This window comes from Haloimpatiens lingqiaonensis, assembly GCF_901447495.1.
Taxonomy (GTDB): domain Bacteria; phylum Bacillota; class Clostridia; order Clostridiales; family Clostridiaceae; genus Haloimpatiens; species Haloimpatiens lingqiaonensis.
This window is the reverse complement of record NZ_CABDWS010000013.1, coordinates 15,693-34,155: the sequence shown is the minus strand read 5'-3', so window position 1 is coordinate 34,155 and position 18,463 is coordinate 15,693. Positions and strand designations below refer to the sequence as shown.

Sequence of the window (18,463 nt, the reverse complement as noted above, 5' to 3'; positions counted from 1 at the left end):
TTATATGCAAGATAAAAATAAGAAAAAGAAATTTACAAGATATACTGCATTGATAGTTTGTAATATTGTGATTATAACTAGTATTGTATCTAGATTAGTTTACTTGCAGATAGTTAAAGCAGATGAGTATAAAGTAAGAGCTGATAGCAATTACATAAGAGATATATCCACTCCTGCTCCAAGGGGAGATATTACCGACAGAAATGGAGTGATTTTAGCTACTAGCAAGCAAAGTTTTAACTTAACTTATATGGAAACTAAAGAAACTGAAAAAGTTTTTTTTGATACAATGAAGGTTGCTTTTAAAATATTAGATGAAAATGATGAAATTCAAGAAAATGATTTTCCTTTAAAAGTAAATCCTTTTAGATTTGAATTTAATGCAGCAAAAGCAAAAGATAGGGAATGGTTGGAACTTAGATTTAAAATAGATAGAGGGCTTGCAGATAGAGAAGCTAAAAAGTTATATGATAAGCAATATAATGAATTAGACTCAAAAAAGGATGCAGATAAAATTAAAAATATCCATGATAGGATTATGAAGATAAGTCCAGAGGAAACTTTTAAATTTTTAGAAGAAGAATATAAAATAAATAAGCAAAAGTTTTCTTTAGAAGATAGCCTTAGATATATGGTGCTTAAGGATGCTGTTAAGATGCAGAGTTTTTCAGGATATAAACCTGTAATAATAGCTAAAAACATAAAAAGAGAAACTGCTTTCAAATTTTATGAAAGACTAAGTGAATTACCAGGAATAGATGTTTCAAATGAGCCTATAAGATATTATCCTAATGGAGAATTAGCTTCTTCTGTAGTAGGATACATATCTAAAATAAATTCTATGGACAAGGATAGATATCAGGAAAAAGGTTATGACGCTAGCGTTGATTATATAGGTACTGCTGGAATAGAGAGGGTCTTTGAAAATAGACTTAGAGGTTCTAAGGGACAGAGAACTGTAAAAGTTAATAAATATGGTAGAATAGTTGAGGAGTTATTTAAAAAGAGCCCTTATCAAGGAGAAAATGTAAAACTTACCATAGATGCTAATATTCAAAATGCTGCGGAGAAAGCAATGGATGATACTTTGGCAGAATTAAGAAAAAACCCAAGACCAGATCCAACAGATTCAAGTATATATACAGCAAATGCTACTAGAGGAGCAGCAGTAGCTGTAGATATTAAAACTGGTGAAATATTAGCTCTAGTTAGTAGACCGGGTTTTGATCCTAACATATTTACTATTCCAGGAAAATTAAATGATGAAACTATGAAAAAATATTTCAATCCAGATTTAAATGAATTTGGAAGAGATTATATAAAGAAAATGGGATTAGCTTCTGGTGAAAGCGATATAGAGAAAAAGCTAAATGAATTATTTCCTTTAGATAAAAGTATTAAGGATAATAAAACTATAAGACAAGACATGTATGACATAGTTCCTAAATCTTTTTATAATTATGCTACCTATGGATTAACTCCACCAGGATCAACTTTTAAACCACTTACTGCTATAGCAGGATTGGAGGATGGAGTTATTGACATAAATACTACTGTCAATGACACAGGTACATTTGAAAAGTATAATGGGAAATGGAGTTGCTGGAAGCATGGTGGACACGGTATTATAGGTGTGGTAGGAGCTTTAAAAGAATCCTGTAACTATTTCTTTTATAATATAGGTTCTTTATTATATGAAAAGTATAAAGATACTTCATTAGAAAAGGCCTTTAATACACTACAAAAATATGCTGAAAAATATGGACTTGGTAATTATACAGGAATAGAGATACCAGAAAAAAAAGGTGGAGCATATAATTTTAATGATTCTATAAAAAATAGTACAATATTATTTTATTATACCGCTAGGGATATATTGAAAAATGGATATGAACCAGCTAGAAATAAGAGATTTACTCCTATAGACATAAATATAAGAGAAAAAGAAGAAGATAGCAATGTAACAGAAATAAAGAAAGATATAAAGAAAACTATAGAAAGTACAATAAAATCAGATTCAAATTTAAAGTCTAAAGCGGAAAATTCAATAAAATATACAAAAGAATTAAAAAATAATCTGAAGAGATTAATAGATACGTATGACAAAGATACTAAGAGTAAATATACAGAAAAGGATATAGAAAATGCAGCAGTAGCAACTATAGATTTTTGTATATGGGATGCAAATACTCAAATTTATACTCCAGGTAATATAATAAATGCTTCCATAGGTCAAGGTGAACATAATTTTACTCCAGTGCAACTGGCAAGTTATGCAGCTACTATAGCTAATGGTGGTCACAGATATGAACTTCATTTATTTAAAAGTGCTTATGATGAAGAAGGGAATGTTACAGAAGAAAAGAAACCTAAAGTAGTTGATGAGATAAATATTAAGCCATCTACAGACCAAGCAGTAAAAGAAGGTATGAAGGCTGTTACTGGCGAGGGTGGAACGGCTACAAAGGCTTTTGATGGATTCCCTATTAAAACAGCAGGTAAAACAGGAACAGCTACCTTCTCTGCTAAGCAAAATGAATTTGGAAGATCAGCTTTTGCAGTATATGTAGGATATGCACCAGCAGAAAATCCAGAAATAGCTGTTGCGGTAGTTGGATTTGACGCAGGCCATGGTGGTTATATAGCACCTGTGGCTAGGGCAATTTATGAAAAGTATTTTTCAGAGAGATTGAAAAAGGAATATCCATCCTATGTTCCAAAGTATAATTATACTTTAAAAACAGAAAAAAATCATGAAGCTTCGGCTAAAAGTGAAGAAAAAGACAAGCAAAGTGATGATTCAAAGGATAAAAGTGGAGATATTAAAAAAGAAAAAGATTTGAAAAAAGAAGTAAATTAAAAAAATGGGGATGTTGTACTAAGAATAAATACTACGATATATTGAGATAGATTTAAATTTTCAAAACAATTTATCGTAGGTAAATTCTTTAATGCAACAGCCTCATTTTTTTATATATTTTATAGACAATAAATTTCATATTATAGTATTATTAAAAAAAGCACTAAAAAGAAGGATTTTGCATGTGTATGTTGAAATAATAAATTATGTTGGCTTATGGAGGTCTAATTTAATTATGGTACGCAATAGTATATTGGTTAAAGGAAACAAAGAAGGATTGAATATAATTATAAATATGGAAGCATTTAAAGATTTTGAAGATATGATTGAAGCCTTAATAAAAAAATTATCTAGGGGAAAAAAATTTTATAAAGGAACTACACTTAGAATAACTACTCAACTAAAATACATAAATGAAAGAGAACTTAGAAAACTTAAGGATGCATTGTTTGATGAGCTACTAATACAAGATTGTATCTTTGAAGATATAAATGAAAAAAGCGATAAAATATTTGCAGGTATATATGAAGGGCGTACCAAATTTATTAGAAGGTCCGTAAGAAGTGGTCAAATAGTTAATTACCCAGGAAATTTGGTTATAATAGGTGACGTTAATCCAGGAGCGGAGGTATCTGCAGAAGGAAATATAATTGTCCTTGGAGTTTTAAAAGGCTATGTGCATGCAGGAAGTACTGGCAATATAAATGCTATAATAGCAGCTTTTAAACTTCAACCTCAAATAATACAAATAGCAAATGTAATAACAAGGGCTCCAGAGGATGAGGTTAAACCTCAATATCCAGAGGTGGCTAGAATAAAAGGTGAAAGTATAATAGTAGAACCTTATTTGCCAAATAAATTTATTTAATGGAGGTATATAGTATATGGGAGAAGCGATAGTAATAACATCAGGTAAGGGTGGAGTAGGAAAGACAACAACTACTGCAAATATAGGCACTGCATTAGCTGCCATGGGTAAAAAAGTTGTTTTAGTGGATGGAGATACTGGTCTTAGAAATTTAGATGTACTTATGGGACTTGAAAATAGAATAGTTTTTACAATTATTGATGTAATAGAAGAACGCTGCAGACTTAAACAAGCCTTAATAAGAGATAAAAGATTTGAAAGTTTATTTTTATTACCTACAGCTCAAACAAGAGATAAAAGTGATATAAATGCTAAAGATGTTTTGAAGTTGGTTACCAAATTAAAAGAGGAATTTGATTATGTTATAATAGATTGCCCTGCAGGTATCGAACAGGGTTTTGAAAACGCTATAGTAGGAGCCGATAGAGCTATAGTTGTAGTAAATCCAGAAGTTACATCTGTAAGGGATGCAGATAGAGTTATTGGAAAATTAGATGCAAAGGGTGTTGAAGATCATCAGCTTATTATAAATAGAATAAATTATGAGATGACTAGAAATGGAGATATGTTGGATATAGATGACATACTTGATAGTCTTGCAATAAAATTAATAGGTGTTGTACCTGACGATAGAAGTATAACCATATCTACTAATAGAGGAGAACCTATTGTTTTGGATGAGAAGGCCACAGCAGGTAAAGCATTTAAAAATATAGCAAAAAGAATAACGGGAGAGGAAATACCTTTTGAAACTGTAAATGATGAAAAAACAGGTTTTCTAGCATCCATTATGAAGCTTTTTGGTAGAAAATAAGGAGGTAGTGGAATGGATTTTTTTAAAATATTCTCTAACAAGCAGACCTCTAAGGATATGGCAAAGGAAAGACTAAAATTAATTTTAATACACGATAGAAGTGACTTTTCACAAGATTTTTTAGAGGACATTAAGGAAGCATTGCTTAAAGTTATATCTAATTATGCAGAAATAGACAAAGAGGGATTAAATGTGAAACTTGCTAAAACAGATGAATGTGATGGATGTAAACCAGCTTTAATAGCAAGTATCCCCATTAAGAAAATGAAAAATAGATATTAAATAGCTATGAATAATGAAAGTTATGTGTAAATTTATATTAGTTACACGTAGCTTTTTTTTAAATATATATGCTATAATATCATTTGTAGTGATGAAGTTTTGGAGGTCTATTATATGTTAGATAAACTTAAGATAAACAAAAGACTTTTAAAGGAAATAGATTTTTCCGTATTAATAATTTCTATAATTATAGTAGTATTTGGAGCCTTAAATATTTTTAGTGCTACTAGTGGAATAAAATATTTTAAGCTTCAGCTTTTGTGGCTTTTATTAGGATTAGCTGTGGTATATATAATATTAACTATAGATTACAATGTGATTAGAAATTATTCAACTTTGATATATTGGGCAGGGGTATTTTTACTTATTTTAAATGATTTTGTTATAGGTAAAGTAAGTAAAGGAGCTAAATCCTGGATAGGTATAGGCAGCAGGGCTATACAGCCTTCGGAATTTGCTAAATTAGGTCTTATACTTATGCTGGCCAAAAAGATAGATGACATGGAGGGCAAAATTAATGAGCCTAAGAATTTTTTTACTTTGGTATTTTATGCATTAGTCCCTATGGTGCTTATAGTTATCCAGCCAGATATGGGTATGACTATGGTATGCTTTTTCATAGTTTTAGGAATATTCTTTATATCAGGACTAGACCTTAAAGTTATATTTGGTGGGCTAGCTAGTTTAGTAGTATTTATAGCTATAGTGTGGAATTCAGGTATTATTCATGATTATCAACAACAGAGATTGACATCTTTTTTGCATCCGGAAAAAGACGCACTGGGTTCAAATCTGCAGCTTACACAATCTTTAATAGGCATAGGATCTGGTGGAATACTGGGAAAAGGATTTAGAAAAGGAACCCAAACGGCTTTAAGCTTTATTCCAGAAGCTCATACAGATTTCGTTTTTTCTGTGGTAGGAGAAGAGTGGGGACTTGTAGGTGCATTAGTTTTGTTAACATTATATGGAGTTTTGATATATAGATTTATAAAAATAGCCAGAACCTCTAAGGATTGGTTTGGAGCTATAATATGTGTAGGAGTTACATCCACATTTTTGTTTTCATTAATTCAAAATATAGGCATGACCATAGGCATTATGCCCATAACAGGTATAACGCTACCATTAATGAGTTATGGGGGAAGTTCTATACTGTCAAGTTTTATGGCTATAGGTTTAGTGTTAAATGTTTGTATGAGAAGAAAAAAAATAAATTTCTAAGGGGGGATTTATATGAAAATAGCCTTTATTGCACATGATAATAAGAAAGATGATATTATTGATTTTGTAAAAAGGTATAAAGATATTTTTATTGAGCATGAACTATATGCTACAGGAACTACAGGAAGGCTCTTAAATGAAATAGTGGGACTAAAAGTACATAGGTTTCTTTCAGGACCTTTAGGTGGAGATCAGCAAATTGGAGCTAAGGTAGCTTTAGGGGAATTAGATCTAATTATATTTTTAAGAGATCCACTTACAGCTCAGCCTCACGAGCCAGATGTATCTGCACTTTTAAGATTATGTGATGTGCACCACGTACCATTGGCTACTAATGTTGGAACAGCAGAAGTTTTTGCAAAGGCATTAAGAAGTCACTGCAATAATAATTAAATATCATAAATGAATAGCTTAAAACTGTTTTTAAAGTGTACAACTTTAGAAACAGTTTTTTTAATTAGCTCAAATTTTGCACATAAATTTCAAGCTCTACAGTAGATAAATAAATGTTTTTATTTTATAAATGTGAGAGTTGAATAATTAATTGATAAAGTTTTTGTGTAAAGGCAAAATGAAGATTGCCTCAAATAAAATTTTAGTGGTTACGTACTAGACACTGGCTACTGGGGAACGGTGATTATGGACTGGGGACTAGGGAATGGGGAGTGGCGACTAGAAATGGGTGATTTATAATTGTATCTTAAAAAATATATGAAGTACTTTGGTTATTTACAGGTGTGTAAATTAAAACTACATGAAAATCCGCATATAAGATTAATAAGATTAATATATATAAACAGTAATAAAAGATAGGAGGTAAAAAATGGGCAGTTATAATCCACAGTATAGAGAATATTACAATTCTATATTGAACAAAAGAGGAGTATATCCTAAAAATACTAAAAATTCAAATATAAAAAAGGAAGACTTTATAACCAGGAGGATAATAAGAGATTTAACAGGAGTGCTTATACTATTTATAATAGTTTTACTTTGCAAGATTGTTATTACACCAACTACTCAGAAAGTTTATAATTATTCTAAGAAAATAGTTAATGAAAATTTTGATTATAAAAAGGTCTTTGAGACTGTTAAAGCTTTTGATTTTAAAGAATTTAAAACTAAGTCCCAGGATTATATAGAAAAGGCTATAAATAAAATAAATAAAAAAGAGCCAGTAAAACAGGTAGTAAAAAATGATTATGAGGTACCCTGTGTAGGAAAGTTAGTTTCTGAATTTGGTGAAAGAGTAGACCCATTTACAGGTAAAAAGCAAATGCACAATGGAGTAGACATAGCAGTGAAGGAAAACACATCTATAAAGGTATGTGCTGATGGAAAAGTGAAAGAGTGTGGTGAGCACAAGGAACTTGGTAAATACATAGTAATTGACCATGGTGAAGGTATAGAAACTAAATATGCTCACTTAAATGAAATACTAGTAAAAAAAGATCAAAAGGTGAAGAAGGGTGAAAATATAGCTAAAAGCGGTAATACGGGTAAAAGTACAGGACCTCATCTACACTTTGAAATAATGTATATGGGAGAAAATAAGGATCCCAAGGATTTTTTGAAATTAGCAATGTGAATGGAGAATGGGATAATGAATGGTTAAGTTTAAAAAATATTTTTTTCTTATATTTTTATGTTTATTAGTTATGGGCTTTAGAGGTAAATTTTTAGTGGCGTTTATAATGGCTTTTCTGCATGAAGTAGTACATTATGTTACAGCTAGATTTTTAGGTTTTTCAGGATTTGATATAGAAATATGGCCTATAGGTACGGTGCTTAAGCTAAAAGATTTAGATGAAGCAACGCCTTTGGAAGATATAATTATTTCTGTATCAGGTCCTTTATTTAATATAATAGTTGCATTAGCTTTTCATATATTTTTTAATATTTTTAAGTTACAGCAGCTTAGATTATTAGAGATAACTAATTTAGCCTTAGGAATATTTAATTTAATACCTGCTTTGCCTTTAGATGGAGGTAGGATACTTAGGGATTTACTAAACATTAAAATTCATTATAAAAGAGCAAATATAATAACGGTAAACTTTAGTTTAGTCATTGGTTTTGCTTTTATTTTTTATTACTTTTTATTGTTTTATAAAAAAAGTATTTTTTTGTACAATTTAAACATAGGTCTTATTGGCTTATTCATAATTGTTTATTCAAGTAGAGAAAGAGAAAGGATAGTTTATTTAATTATGGGGGATGTTATTAAAAAAAGGGTTAATTTTTTAAAAAGAGGGTATTTACAAAATAGAACGGTTTCTGTTTGTAGTAAAAAAAATTTGCTATTTATGATGAATTTAATAGATAAAAACAGGTATAATATTTTTTATGTATTAAATGATGAGATGAATGTTATAGACATAATTTATGAGCAGGAAATAATAGATGCATTAAAGGTGTATGGTAATATAACTATTGAGGAGTATTTAAGATTAAAATTGACAATTGACAATTGAGAGTTGAGAATTGAGAGAACGATCTCTAACCTTCAGATGGAGTAAAAACTCTATCTGAAGCTAAGAGCTCTGTTTATAAATCATAAGCTTTTAAAGTTTTTAACTGGTGTATGATAGCCATATGTGATAAAATAATTAGATGTAAAAAACATGAGGAGGAAATATAATGAAGAAGATTTCTGATGATATTTTATATAAAGTTGAGAAACCTGCAAGATATATTGGGGGAGAAATTAATTCCTACAATAAAGATAAAAATAAAGTAGATATAAGATTTGCATTTTGTTTCCCAGATGTATATGAAGTTGGAATGTCACATTTGGGTACAAAAATACTTTACCATGTGCTTAATAAAAGGGAAGATACCTTTTGTGAAAGAGCCTTTGCGCCTTGGCCAGACATGGAAAAATTAATGAGAGAAAATGAAATTTCTATGTATGCTTTAGAGACAAAGGATCCACTTAAGGAATTCGATTTTATAGCCTTTACATTGCAATATGAAATGAGTTATACAAATATACTAAATATGCTAGATATGAGTGGAATACCTATAAGAGCTTCAGAAAGAAGTGAAGAAGATCCTATAGTATTATGTGGAGGACCTTGTGCTTATAATCCAGAACCACTTTATGATATAGCAGATTTATTTTCCTTAGGTGAAGGGGAAGAACATTTAAATGATGTTTTAGACTTATATAAGGATATGAAAAAACAGGGAAAATCTAAAGATGAATTTTTAAGAGAAGTAGCTAAGATACCTGGAACTTATGTGCCAAAGTTCTATAAAACTGATTACAACCAAGATGGAACTATTAAAGAATTTAAACCTGTTAGTGAAGAATTTCCAGAGAAAATTGCAAAAAGAATTATAAAAGATTTTAATGAAGTAGAATATCCAACAGATTTAATAGTTCCTTACACAGAAATAGTGCATGATAGAATAATGCTAGAGACTTTTAGAGGGTGTACAAGAGGCTGCAGATTTTGCCAGGCAGGAATGATATACAGACCTGTAAGAGAAAAGAAAACTGATAAGTTAGTGGAATTGGCAGATGAACTTATTAAGAAAACAGGTTATGAAGAAATATCCCTTACTTCCCTAAGTATATGTGATTATTCTGATATTAAAAATTTAATATTTTCACTAATAGAAAGATATAAGGATAAAAAGGTTGGGGTATCACTACCTTCTATAAGAATAGATTCTTTTGCAGTAGATTTAATAAAGGAAATTCAAAAGGTAAGAAAAACAGGAATTACTTTTGCTCCAGAAGCTGGAACTCAAAGAATGAGAGACGTTATAAACAAAGGTGTAACAGAAGAAAACTTAATAGATTCAGTAAGCAGTATTTTTAAAGCTGGGTGGAGTACTGTTAAACTATACTTTATGATAGGACTTCCTTATGAAACCATGGAGGATGTTAAGGGCATAGCTGAACTGGGAGATAAAGTTGTAGATGAATATTATAAAGTCCCAAAGACAGAAAGACAAAAGGGTCTTAAAGTTACTTTAAGTAGTTCTATATTTGTACCAAAACCATTCACACCATTTCAATGGAGTCCTCAGGATAATATGGAAAGTGTTAAGGAAAAAATACAGACACTTAGAAATACTATCAAGAGTAGACAAATTACATATAATTGGCATGAGTCACCAGTAAGCTATATGGAAGCTATATTTGCAAGAGGTGACAGAAGGATGTGCGATGTACTTATAAAGGCTTTCCAAAAGGGAGCTAAGTTTGATGGTTGGAATCAATATTTTAATTTCCAGATATGGCAAGAAGCACTAGAAGAGTGCGGGGTAGATGGAGATTTTTATGCATATAGACAAAGAAGCTATGATGAAATACTTCCATGGGATTTTATAGATGTAGGGGTTTCAAAGGAATTTTTAATTAAAGAAAATGAAAGAGCTAAAAATGCGGAGGTTACTCCAGATTGCAGACAAGGTTGTAAGCTATGCGGCATAAATACTAATAAGCATTTTAAAGAAGGGAAGTGTTTTGAAGGTGCGTTATTTAGTTAAGTGTACTAAAGAAGATGAAATAAAATTCATATCCCACTTAGATTTTTTAAGAACAGTACAAAGAATAATAAGAAGGTCGGAATTGCCAGCTGAATATTCAAAGGGATTCAATCCTCATTTAACTTTATCTATAGCACAACCTTTAGGTGTTGGAGTTTTCTCCTCCGCTGAGTATTTTGATTTTAGTTTAATAGAAGAATTAGATGAAAAATATATACTAGATAAATTAATAGAATCTTCTCCTTTAGGAATTAAAATACTGGATGTAATAAAGATTAAAACCATTGAAGGTAAGAAAACACCAGCTTCTATGGCGTTAGTTGAAGCATCAGATTATTCAATACATATACCTTATGAAAATGGTTCAGAAGTTGATATACAGTTAAAAGAATTATTAAATAGTAATGAATGGAATGTGATTAAGAAAACAAAAAATGGTGAAAAGGAATTTAATATAAGACCTTTAATTAAAAAAATAAAATTCCAGTTTAATGAAGGTTATTTAAAAATTGAAGTTTTAGTTACCTCTGGTAGTAAAGATAATTTATCTCCTCAGATTCTTGCAGAATACATACAAGACCATACAGAGGGAGCTCAAAAGGACAAATTTGTAAAGATTCAAAGAAAAGAACTTTATACTTATAGGGGAAAGAAATTGGTGAGTTTACAGGAATATTTTAAGAGCCTATAGAATTTTGTTGCATAGTAAAAATTATGCTTTATTAATTGAAAGTAATAAGCTATGTGAAAATTTAAATTAGGCATTGGAGAGCAGGGATTTGCAATAGGGTGGTGGAAAAGTGTGAAAAAAATATACATAGAGAAGCAAGGCACTTGCACTAGAGTAGCAGTAAAAAAAGAAGATGAGCTTAAAGCCATATTGATTCAGGAAGAAGACCGAGAGCCTCATATAGGTGAAATATATAAAGGTATTGTTAAAAACATTATAAATGCTAATAATAGTGCATTTATAGATATAGGAACAGAAAAAAACTGCTATATGCATTTACAGGATTCCAATGAAAATAAAATAAAAAAAGGGGATCATGTTATAGTAGAAGTGGTAAGGGAGGCTATTGGAGATAAAGGGCCAAGGGTTACCACAGAGATAAGTATTCAAGGCAGTTATTGTGTTTTAACTACTTTTAATAATAGAATCAATTTTTCTAAAAAAATAGAAGATGTTGAATTTAAAAGAAATATAATAAAGGGCATAAAGAAACATAAAAGTTTTGGTGTAATCATAAGAAGTAAAGCAATAGATGTTACGGTAGAAGATATGAATAAGGAAATAGAGTATCTATATAATATATATCTTAAAGTAATAAAAGATGGAACATATACTCTTAAACCTAAATTATTATACAGTAGCAGGGGAATTATAAATAGAGTTTTAAGAGAATATGTAGATGATACCTCTGCTGAAATAATTACAAATAACAAAGAGTATTATGATTACATGCTAGATTATATGATCAATAGAGAGTTACTAAGTACAAAGTTAACTCTTTATGATAAAACTGAAAACTTATTTAGCTATTATGAAATAGAAAAATCACTAGTTCATTTAAGAAATAATAAGATTTCTCTTCCATCAGGAGGAAATATAGTAATAGATAAAACAGAAGCCATGTATGTGGTGGATGTAAACACTGCTCAAAATATAAGGCATGAATCAATGAGAAAAGCTGTGCTAAACACAAATTTAGAGGCGGCAGAAGAGATTGTGAAGCAAATAAAGCTGAGAAATTTAGCAGGAATAATAATTATTGATTTTGTAGATATGCATATGGCACAGGATAGAGAAGCAATTATAAATGCAGTAGAAAAAGGCTTTAGTGATGAGGGAAACAAAACTAAAATTTACCCATTTACGCCTCTTGGACTTTTACAAATAACTAGAAAAAGAGTTGGAAAAGATATATATAGCTATTTAGAAGAAGAATGCAAAGAATGTAATGGTGAAGGAAAGCGATTGAGATTATCTTATATAGAATTTCTTATAAAGAATCTTATATATAAAATTCAAGAACAGTGTAAAGGGGATACCATATATATTGAAATTGATGAGAAATATAAGAAAAGTATTTCAGAAGATATTTTATCTTTTATAAAAGAAATAGATGCATTGGATAAAAGAGTTTATTTACAATATACTAACAATAGTGAACTTTTTAAGGTGGAGCCTCTTTTATTTATAAGTCAACTAAAAAAATTGGAAAGTTGTAAGGTTTATGAGGGGATTTTAAAAGAGTAAATTTTCCTTTACAAATGGGTTTTGTTGTGATAAAATGTCATTTGTAGACCGCTCAGATAAGGTTTTAAACGCAGAATGCGTGCCTTTGATGGCGAGACTGGATAGAGGAGGTGTATTTTAATGTACGCAGTTGTAGCAACAGGAGGAAAGCAATATAAAGTTTCTCAAGGAGACGTTATATTCGTTGAAAAATTAAATGCAGAAGTTGATTCAACAGTTGAATTAACTGACGTTCTTGTAGTAAGCAAGGATGGTAATTTAGTAGTAGGAAAGCCTGTAGTTGAAGGTGCTAAAGTTGTAGCTAAAGTACTTGAGCAAGGAAAAGCTAAAAAAGTTATAGTTATGAAATACAAACGTAAGAAGCACTTTAGAAAAAAACAAGGCCACAGACAACCATACACTAGATTACAAATTGAATCAATAGAAGCATAATTATGATTAGTGTAAAAGCTAAACGAAAAAAAGAGAAACTTGTTTGCATCAGCTTAGAAGGGCATTCAGATTACTCTGAAGAGGGCAGCGACATAGTTTGTAGTGCAGCTACTGCAATTTCATGTTCCGTAGGAGATGGAATTCTTACAGTACTTAATATACAGGCAGATTGTTCTGCAGAAGAGGGTTATATAAATATAAATATTGAAGATAATTCTCCAGAGGAAATAGATAGATGTCAAGTTTTGATGGAAACATTGCTTTTAGGATTAAAAAATATCCAGAGCAATTACGGTGGTTATATAAAAGTGCACGAAGAGGAGGTGTAACCCATGTTATTAGTTAACTTACAATTACTAGCTCATAAAAAAGGAGTTGGTAGTTCTAAGAACGGTAGAGATAGTGAATCTAAAAGACTTGGAACTAAATGTGCAGACGGACAATTTGTTTTAGCAGGAAATATCCTAGTTAGACAAAGAGGAACAAAGATTCACCCAGGTCTTAACGTAGGAAGAGGCGGAGACGATACTCTTTTTGCTAAGATAGATGGTGTTGTTAAATATGAAAGAATGGGAAGAGACAAGAAAAAAGCAAGTATCTACCCAGTTGAAGCAGAAGTTGAAATAGCTGAATAGTAAAGGCACCCTTCAGGGGTGCTTTTTTAAAACTTATATATGAAATAACCTGTGATGAAATTATGGAAAAAAGCTATGGGATTATATATAAAGACAAATGCAGGAAGTATTTTGTTTTAAGGATAATTATTATAAAAAGTTTAATTTAGTAAATAATATATTTAATGAAATAGAAAATAACAATTTAAAATTTGTTTACATATATTTTTTTAATAGATTTTATAAAATGGATATATTACAAATGTTGTGTTGCATTATTTAGAATACGCTATAATAGCAATATTTGTTTAAAATTAAAATATTGTTATAAAAACTTTTATTTAAATTGCACAGCAGTTACTAAATAACTATTTAATGTAATCATAATTTATAATATACAATTATATAGTGAGAATTTTAGATTAAAGAGGTATTAGAACTGAACTAAATATTAATTAAGGTAAGGTGAAAAATATGTTTATTGATACAGCGAAAATATTTGTTAAATCCGGCAAAGGCGGAGATGGAGCTATATCCTTTAGAAGAGAGAAATATGTTGCTCTAGGCGGTCCTGATGGTGGAGATGGAGGTAAAGGTGGAAATGTGATTTTGGTAGCAGATTCACAATTAACTACTTTACTTGACTTTACATATCGTAGAAAATATGTAGCTGAACCAGGGGAAAATGGTGGAAAAAGCAAGTGTTATGGAAAAGATGGAGAAGACTTATACATAAAAGTTCCTACAGGTACAGTTATAAAAGATTTTGAAACAAATAAAGTAATGGTTGATTTATCTCATGAAGGAGATAAATTTGTAATAGCAAAAGGTGGCAAAGGCGGAAAAGGTAATGCTAAATACGCAACGCCTACAAGACAGGCACCTTCCTTTGCAGAACCAGGTATGCCAGGAGAAGAAAGATTCATAATTCTTGAATTAAAGCTTTTGGCGGATGTGGGACTAATTGGATTCCCTAACGTGGGAAAATCCACACTGCTTTCTACTGTTTCAAAGGCTAGACCTAAGATAGCTAACTATCATTTTACAACTTTAAAGCCTAATTTAGGCGTGGTATCTGTACCTGAGGCACCAGCTTTTGTAATGGCTGATATTCCAGGAATAATAGAAGGTGCTGCAGAGGGTGTAGGATTAGGACTAGAATTTTTAAGACATATAGAAAGAACTAGACTTTTAATACACGTAGTGGATATTTCTGGTGTAGAAGGAAGAGATCCTATTGAAGATTTTGTAAAAATAAACGATGAATTAAAAAAGTACAGTGTTAAATTATGGGATAGACCTCAAATTGTTGCAGCCAATAAAAGTGATATGCTTTATGATGATGAAGCCTTTGAAAACTTTAAAAATAAATTAGAAGAAATGGGATACAAAAATATATTTAAGATATCAGCAGCAACTCAAGAGGGAGTAGCTGACCTTATGAAGGAATGTGCTAGAATGCTTAGTACAATACCTGTTTCAGAACTTGAAATACCAGAAGAAGAAATGTATATACCAGAAGAAAAGAAATTTACTTATACTATAAGAAAAGATGAAGATGGTGTTTATGTAGTAGAAGGAACTTTTGTAGATAGATTACTAAGTGCAGTAAATGTAAATGATCCAGATTCTCTAAAATATTTCCATAAAGTACTTAAAAATAAAGGTATATTTGAAGAATTAAAGGAAATGGGAATAGAAGATGGTGAAATAGTTAGATTAAATGATTTTGAATTTGAATATTTATTTTAATGGGAGGAAACATTTATTATGATGACAAGCAAACAAAGAAGTTACTTAAGAAGCTTAGCTAATACAATTACTCCAATATTTCAAGTAGGTAAAGGTGGCATAAATGAACCTTTTTTAAAGCAAATAGAAGATGCTTTAGAAGCTAGAGAACTTATAAAACTAAGTGTATTAAATAACAGTGAATTTACTGCAAGAGAAGCTTCAGATATCATATGTGAAAAAATTAAATGTGATGGAGTTCAATGCATAGGAAATAAATTTGTTTTATATAAAAAATCTCAAAAGAAACCTAAAATAGAATTACCATAATAGTTTAATTATTTAATGAAAGAAGAATGCAATATGACTAAGAAGGCTATTTTTGGAGGAACCTTTGATCCTATACATATAGGGCACTTGTATATAGCATACCAGGCCCTATATAAGCTTAATTTAGACAAGATAATATTTGTTCCCAGTGGCAATCCACCTCATAAAACAGAAAGAATTATAACTGATAGCAAGTTAAGATACCACATGATCTTTGAGGCAATAAAGGGAGAAAAGAATTTTGAATTAAGCTCTTATGAGATAGAAAAAAGAGGATTGAGTTATAGTTATGAAACTATAGAATACTTTAAAAACTCTGAAAAAGATACAGAATGGTATTTTATAACAGGCGTAGATTGTTTAATGGAAATTGAAACCTGGAAAAATGTAGATGATATTTTATCAAATTGTAAATTTATCGTTTTTAACAGACCGGGTTACAATATATGTGATATATTAAAATGGAAGGAATTTATCCAAAATAAATATAAGAAAAATATTGAATTTTTGGATATACCTTTATTAGATATTTCATCCACTGAAATAAAGAACATGATAAAAAATGGACAAGAAGTTTATTATTTGCTTCCAAAAGGAGTAGATGAGTACATAAAACATAAGGAGCTATACATTTAGGAGGATTAATATATGTGGGATGAGGAGACTATATTAAATTACTTAAAAGTTAATTTAAAAGAATCCAGATTTAAACATAGTTTAGGAGTACGAGATGTAGCGGAAAAGTTAGCCATAAAATATGATAAAAGCTTAGTTCAAAAGGCTAAAATAGCAGGGATTGTGCATGATTGTGCCAAAAATCTAAGCAATGATAAATTAATACAAATGGTTAGGCAAGAAGGTTATATAGTAGATGAAGTTAGCCAAAAACAACCTCAACTTTTGCACGGTTTAGCTGGTGCCATAATTGCAGAAAAAGTTATGAATATAAAGGATAGAGATATACTAAATTCTATAAAGTTTCATACTACAGGGAAGAGAAATATGACAACTTTGGAAAAAATCATATACATAGGTGATTATATTGAACCTTCAAGAAATTTTAATGGAGTAGAGAATTTAAGAGAAGCAGCTTTTGAAGATTTGGATAAAGCACTTATAATGGCTTTTGATAATACTATTAATTATGTGATTTCTAAGGGCGAACTTTTACATGGAGATACCATAGCTGCTAGAAATTACGCTATTATAAATGGAAAGTTGAAGGTGGAAGAATAGATGGACAAGAGAAGCAATAAAAAAATTGTAAAGAAAAAAGTTGTAAAGAAAAAGAAGAAAAATAGAGTTAAAAGATTTTTTCTAGGAATTCTACTTATAGCTTTAATAGCGTTATTAGGATTCGGCACATATTCATGGTATTCCTTATATAAGATGGGACAAAATATGGATAATAAAAATCCAAAAGACATAGTAGAAACTCCAAAGGTAGAAAAAAATGACCCAGTAAATATACTTATAGTTGGGGTGGATATTGGAGATCCTAAGCTTAAAGGAGCAAATGTACCTAAAAGGACAGATACAATGATGGTTATGCATTATGATCCTAAAGAGAAAAAAGCTCATATAGTATCAGTTCCAAGGGATACGAAGGTAGAAATAAATGGAGGTGCTCAAAAGATAAATAATGCTCATGTTCTAGGTGGAATGAAAGGTGCTATTGATTCTGTAGAAGAGTTATTGGGAATAGATATAAATTATTATGTTAAATTAGATTATGAAGGTTTTAGAAAGGTAATAGATTCTATAGGAGGGGTAGATATGCCTATAGAATATAATATGAACTACGATGATCCTGGCCAAAATTTAAGCATACACTTTAAAAAGGGAACAGTGGCTCACCTAGATGGTAAAAAGGCAGAGGAATTCTTTAGATGGAGAAAAAATAATGATAACACGGGATTAGCTGAAGGGGATATAGGAAGAATTAGAAATCAGCATTTATTTATAGAAAAAGTTATAGAAAAGGCAAAAAGCCCTAGTATAGTTTTAAAACTTAAAGATATATTAGATATAGCTTCTAAATATATAACTACTAATATGTCACCTAAAGAAATAATATCCTATGGTATGTCTGTAGCTAAAGTAGATTCTTCAAATATTAAGATGTCAACTCTTGCAGGAGAGGGAAAATATATAGGTAAAACTTCTTATTTCATATATGATGAAGAAAAGAGTACAGAATTATTAAAGGAACTTAGAGGATCTAAAACGATGGCAATAGATAAGGGATCTTTAAATATTAAAGTATTAAATACAACTAAAAAATCTGGTTTGGCAGCAAACTATGCGGAATATTTAAGAAAGATGGGATATACTCATATAGAGACGGGCAATGCTGAAAGAGTTAATGAGAGTAAAATAATTTTTAACAAGCCTTTAGAAGATAGCGTCATTAAAAATATTAAAAGAGAATTCAAAATAAATAAAATAGAACAAAACTCAGGTTCAGAAGGCAATTCTGATATAACCGTTATGTTAGGTGAAGATCAAGATTATATTAAATAAAATTTGAGATATTAAAAGGCTATGT

19 protein-coding genes are annotated in these 18,463 nt (G+C 30.2%); all 19 read left to right on the top strand.

Translation table 11 applies throughout. The features are described 5' to 3' along the window. Window positions 1-4 precede the first annotated feature (4 nt). Complete coding sequence (locus FGK85_RS04220; RefSeq protein ID WP_138204026.1) at window positions 5-2,860, top strand: penicillin-binding transpeptidase domain-containing protein; 2,856 nt, start codon at window positions 5-7, stop codon at window positions 2,858-2,860. A gap of 235 nt (window positions 2,861-3,095) precedes the next feature. Further along, complete coding sequence (minC, locus tag FGK85_RS04215; protein ID WP_138204024.1) at window positions 3,096-3,728, top strand: septum site-determining protein MinC; 633 nt, start codon at window positions 3,096-3,098, stop codon at window positions 3,726-3,728. A 16-nt stretch (window positions 3,729-3,744) separates the two neighbouring features. After that, the gene (gene minD / locus FGK85_RS04210) at window positions 3,745-4,542 is read left to right on the top strand and encodes a septum site-determining protein MinD (protein ID WP_138204022.1); all 798 of its coding nucleotides are present in this window, start codon (window positions 3,745-3,747) and stop codon (window positions 4,540-4,542) included. Window positions 4,543-4,554: 12 nt separating this feature from the next. Beyond that, window positions 4,555-4,824, top strand: a complete 270-nt coding sequence (minE, locus tag FGK85_RS04205; RefSeq protein ID WP_138204020.1) for a cell division topological specificity factor MinE — start codon at window positions 4,555-4,557, stop codon at window positions 4,822-4,824. Window positions 4,825-4,938: 114 nt separating this feature from the next. Then, window positions 4,939-6,048, top strand: coding sequence for a rod shape-determining protein RodA (rodA, locus tag FGK85_RS04200; protein ID WP_138204018.1), 1,110 nt, complete (start codon window positions 4,939-4,941; stop codon window positions 6,046-6,048). Between the two features lie 12 nt (window positions 6,049-6,060). Continuing rightward, complete coding sequence (gene mgsA / locus FGK85_RS04195; RefSeq protein WP_138204016.1) at window positions 6,061-6,441, top strand: methylglyoxal synthase; 381 nt, start codon at window positions 6,061-6,063, stop codon at window positions 6,439-6,441. Window positions 6,442-6,871: 430 nt separating this feature from the next. Further along, entirely contained in the window at window positions 6,872-7,636 is a 765-nt protein-coding gene (locus FGK85_RS04190; RefSeq protein WP_138204014.1) for a M23 family metallopeptidase, read from the top strand. A gap of 19 nt (window positions 7,637-7,655) precedes the next feature. Beyond that, entirely contained in the window at window positions 7,656-8,522 is an 867-nt protein-coding gene (locus tag FGK85_RS04185; protein WP_138204012.1) for a M50 family metallopeptidase, read from the top strand. A gap of 166 nt (window positions 8,523-8,688) precedes the next feature. Further along, a complete protein-coding gene (locus FGK85_RS04180) occupies window positions 8,689-10,551 on the top strand; it encodes a TIGR03960 family B12-binding radical SAM protein (RefSeq protein ID WP_138204011.1) in 1,863 nt (620 codons plus the stop codon). Continuing rightward, window positions 10,535-11,242, top strand: a complete 708-nt coding sequence (locus tag FGK85_RS04175) for a TIGR03936 family radical SAM-associated protein (protein WP_341472465.1) — start codon at window positions 10,535-10,537, stop codon at window positions 11,240-11,242. The genes FGK85_RS04180 and FGK85_RS04175 overlap by 17 nt, the downstream gene beginning before the upstream one ends. Before the next feature lie 111 nt (window positions 11,243-11,353). Next, window positions 11,354-12,808, top strand: a complete 1,455-nt coding sequence (locus tag FGK85_RS04170) for an Rne/Rng family ribonuclease (protein WP_171011323.1) — start codon at window positions 11,354-11,356, stop codon at window positions 12,806-12,808. Between the two features lie 120 nt (window positions 12,809-12,928). Continuing rightward, window positions 12,929-13,240, top strand: coding sequence for a 50S ribosomal protein L21 (gene rplU / locus FGK85_RS04165; protein ID WP_138204005.1), 312 nt, complete (start codon window positions 12,929-12,931; stop codon window positions 13,238-13,240). Window positions 13,241-13,242: 2 nt separating this feature from the next. Beyond that, entirely contained in the window at window positions 13,243-13,569 is a 327-nt protein-coding gene (locus FGK85_RS04160) for a ribosomal-processing cysteine protease Prp (RefSeq protein ID WP_138204003.1), read from the top strand. 3 nt (window positions 13,570-13,572) lie between these two features. Then, complete coding sequence (gene rpmA, locus FGK85_RS04155) at window positions 13,573-13,875, top strand: 50S ribosomal protein L27 (RefSeq protein ID WP_138204000.1); 303 nt, start codon at window positions 13,573-13,575, stop codon at window positions 13,873-13,875. Window positions 13,876-14,328: 453 nt separating this feature from the next. Further along, the gene (gene obgE, locus FGK85_RS04150; protein WP_138203998.1) at window positions 14,329-15,606 is read left to right on the top strand and encodes a GTPase ObgE; all 1,278 of its coding nucleotides are present in this window, start codon (window positions 14,329-14,331) and stop codon (window positions 15,604-15,606) included. 18 nt (window positions 15,607-15,624) lie between these two features. Further along, window positions 15,625-15,915, top strand: coding sequence for a ribosome assembly RNA-binding protein YhbY (gene yhbY, locus FGK85_RS04145; protein WP_138203996.1), 291 nt, complete (start codon window positions 15,625-15,627; stop codon window positions 15,913-15,915). Between the two features lie 33 nt (window positions 15,916-15,948). Further along, a complete protein-coding gene (gene nadD / locus FGK85_RS04140) occupies window positions 15,949-16,551 on the top strand; it encodes a nicotinate-nucleotide adenylyltransferase (RefSeq protein ID WP_138203994.1) in 603 nt (200 codons plus the stop codon). Window positions 16,552-16,563: 12 nt separating this feature from the next. Then, window positions 16,564-17,151, top strand: coding sequence for a bis(5'-nucleosyl)-tetraphosphatase (symmetrical) YqeK (gene yqeK, locus FGK85_RS04135; RefSeq protein ID WP_138203992.1), 588 nt, complete (start codon window positions 16,564-16,566; stop codon window positions 17,149-17,151). After that, window positions 17,152-18,438, top strand: coding sequence for an LCP family protein (locus FGK85_RS04130; RefSeq protein WP_138203990.1), 1,287 nt, complete (start codon window positions 17,152-17,154; stop codon window positions 18,436-18,438). It begins immediately after the preceding gene. Window positions 18,439-18,463 lie beyond the last annotated feature (25 nt).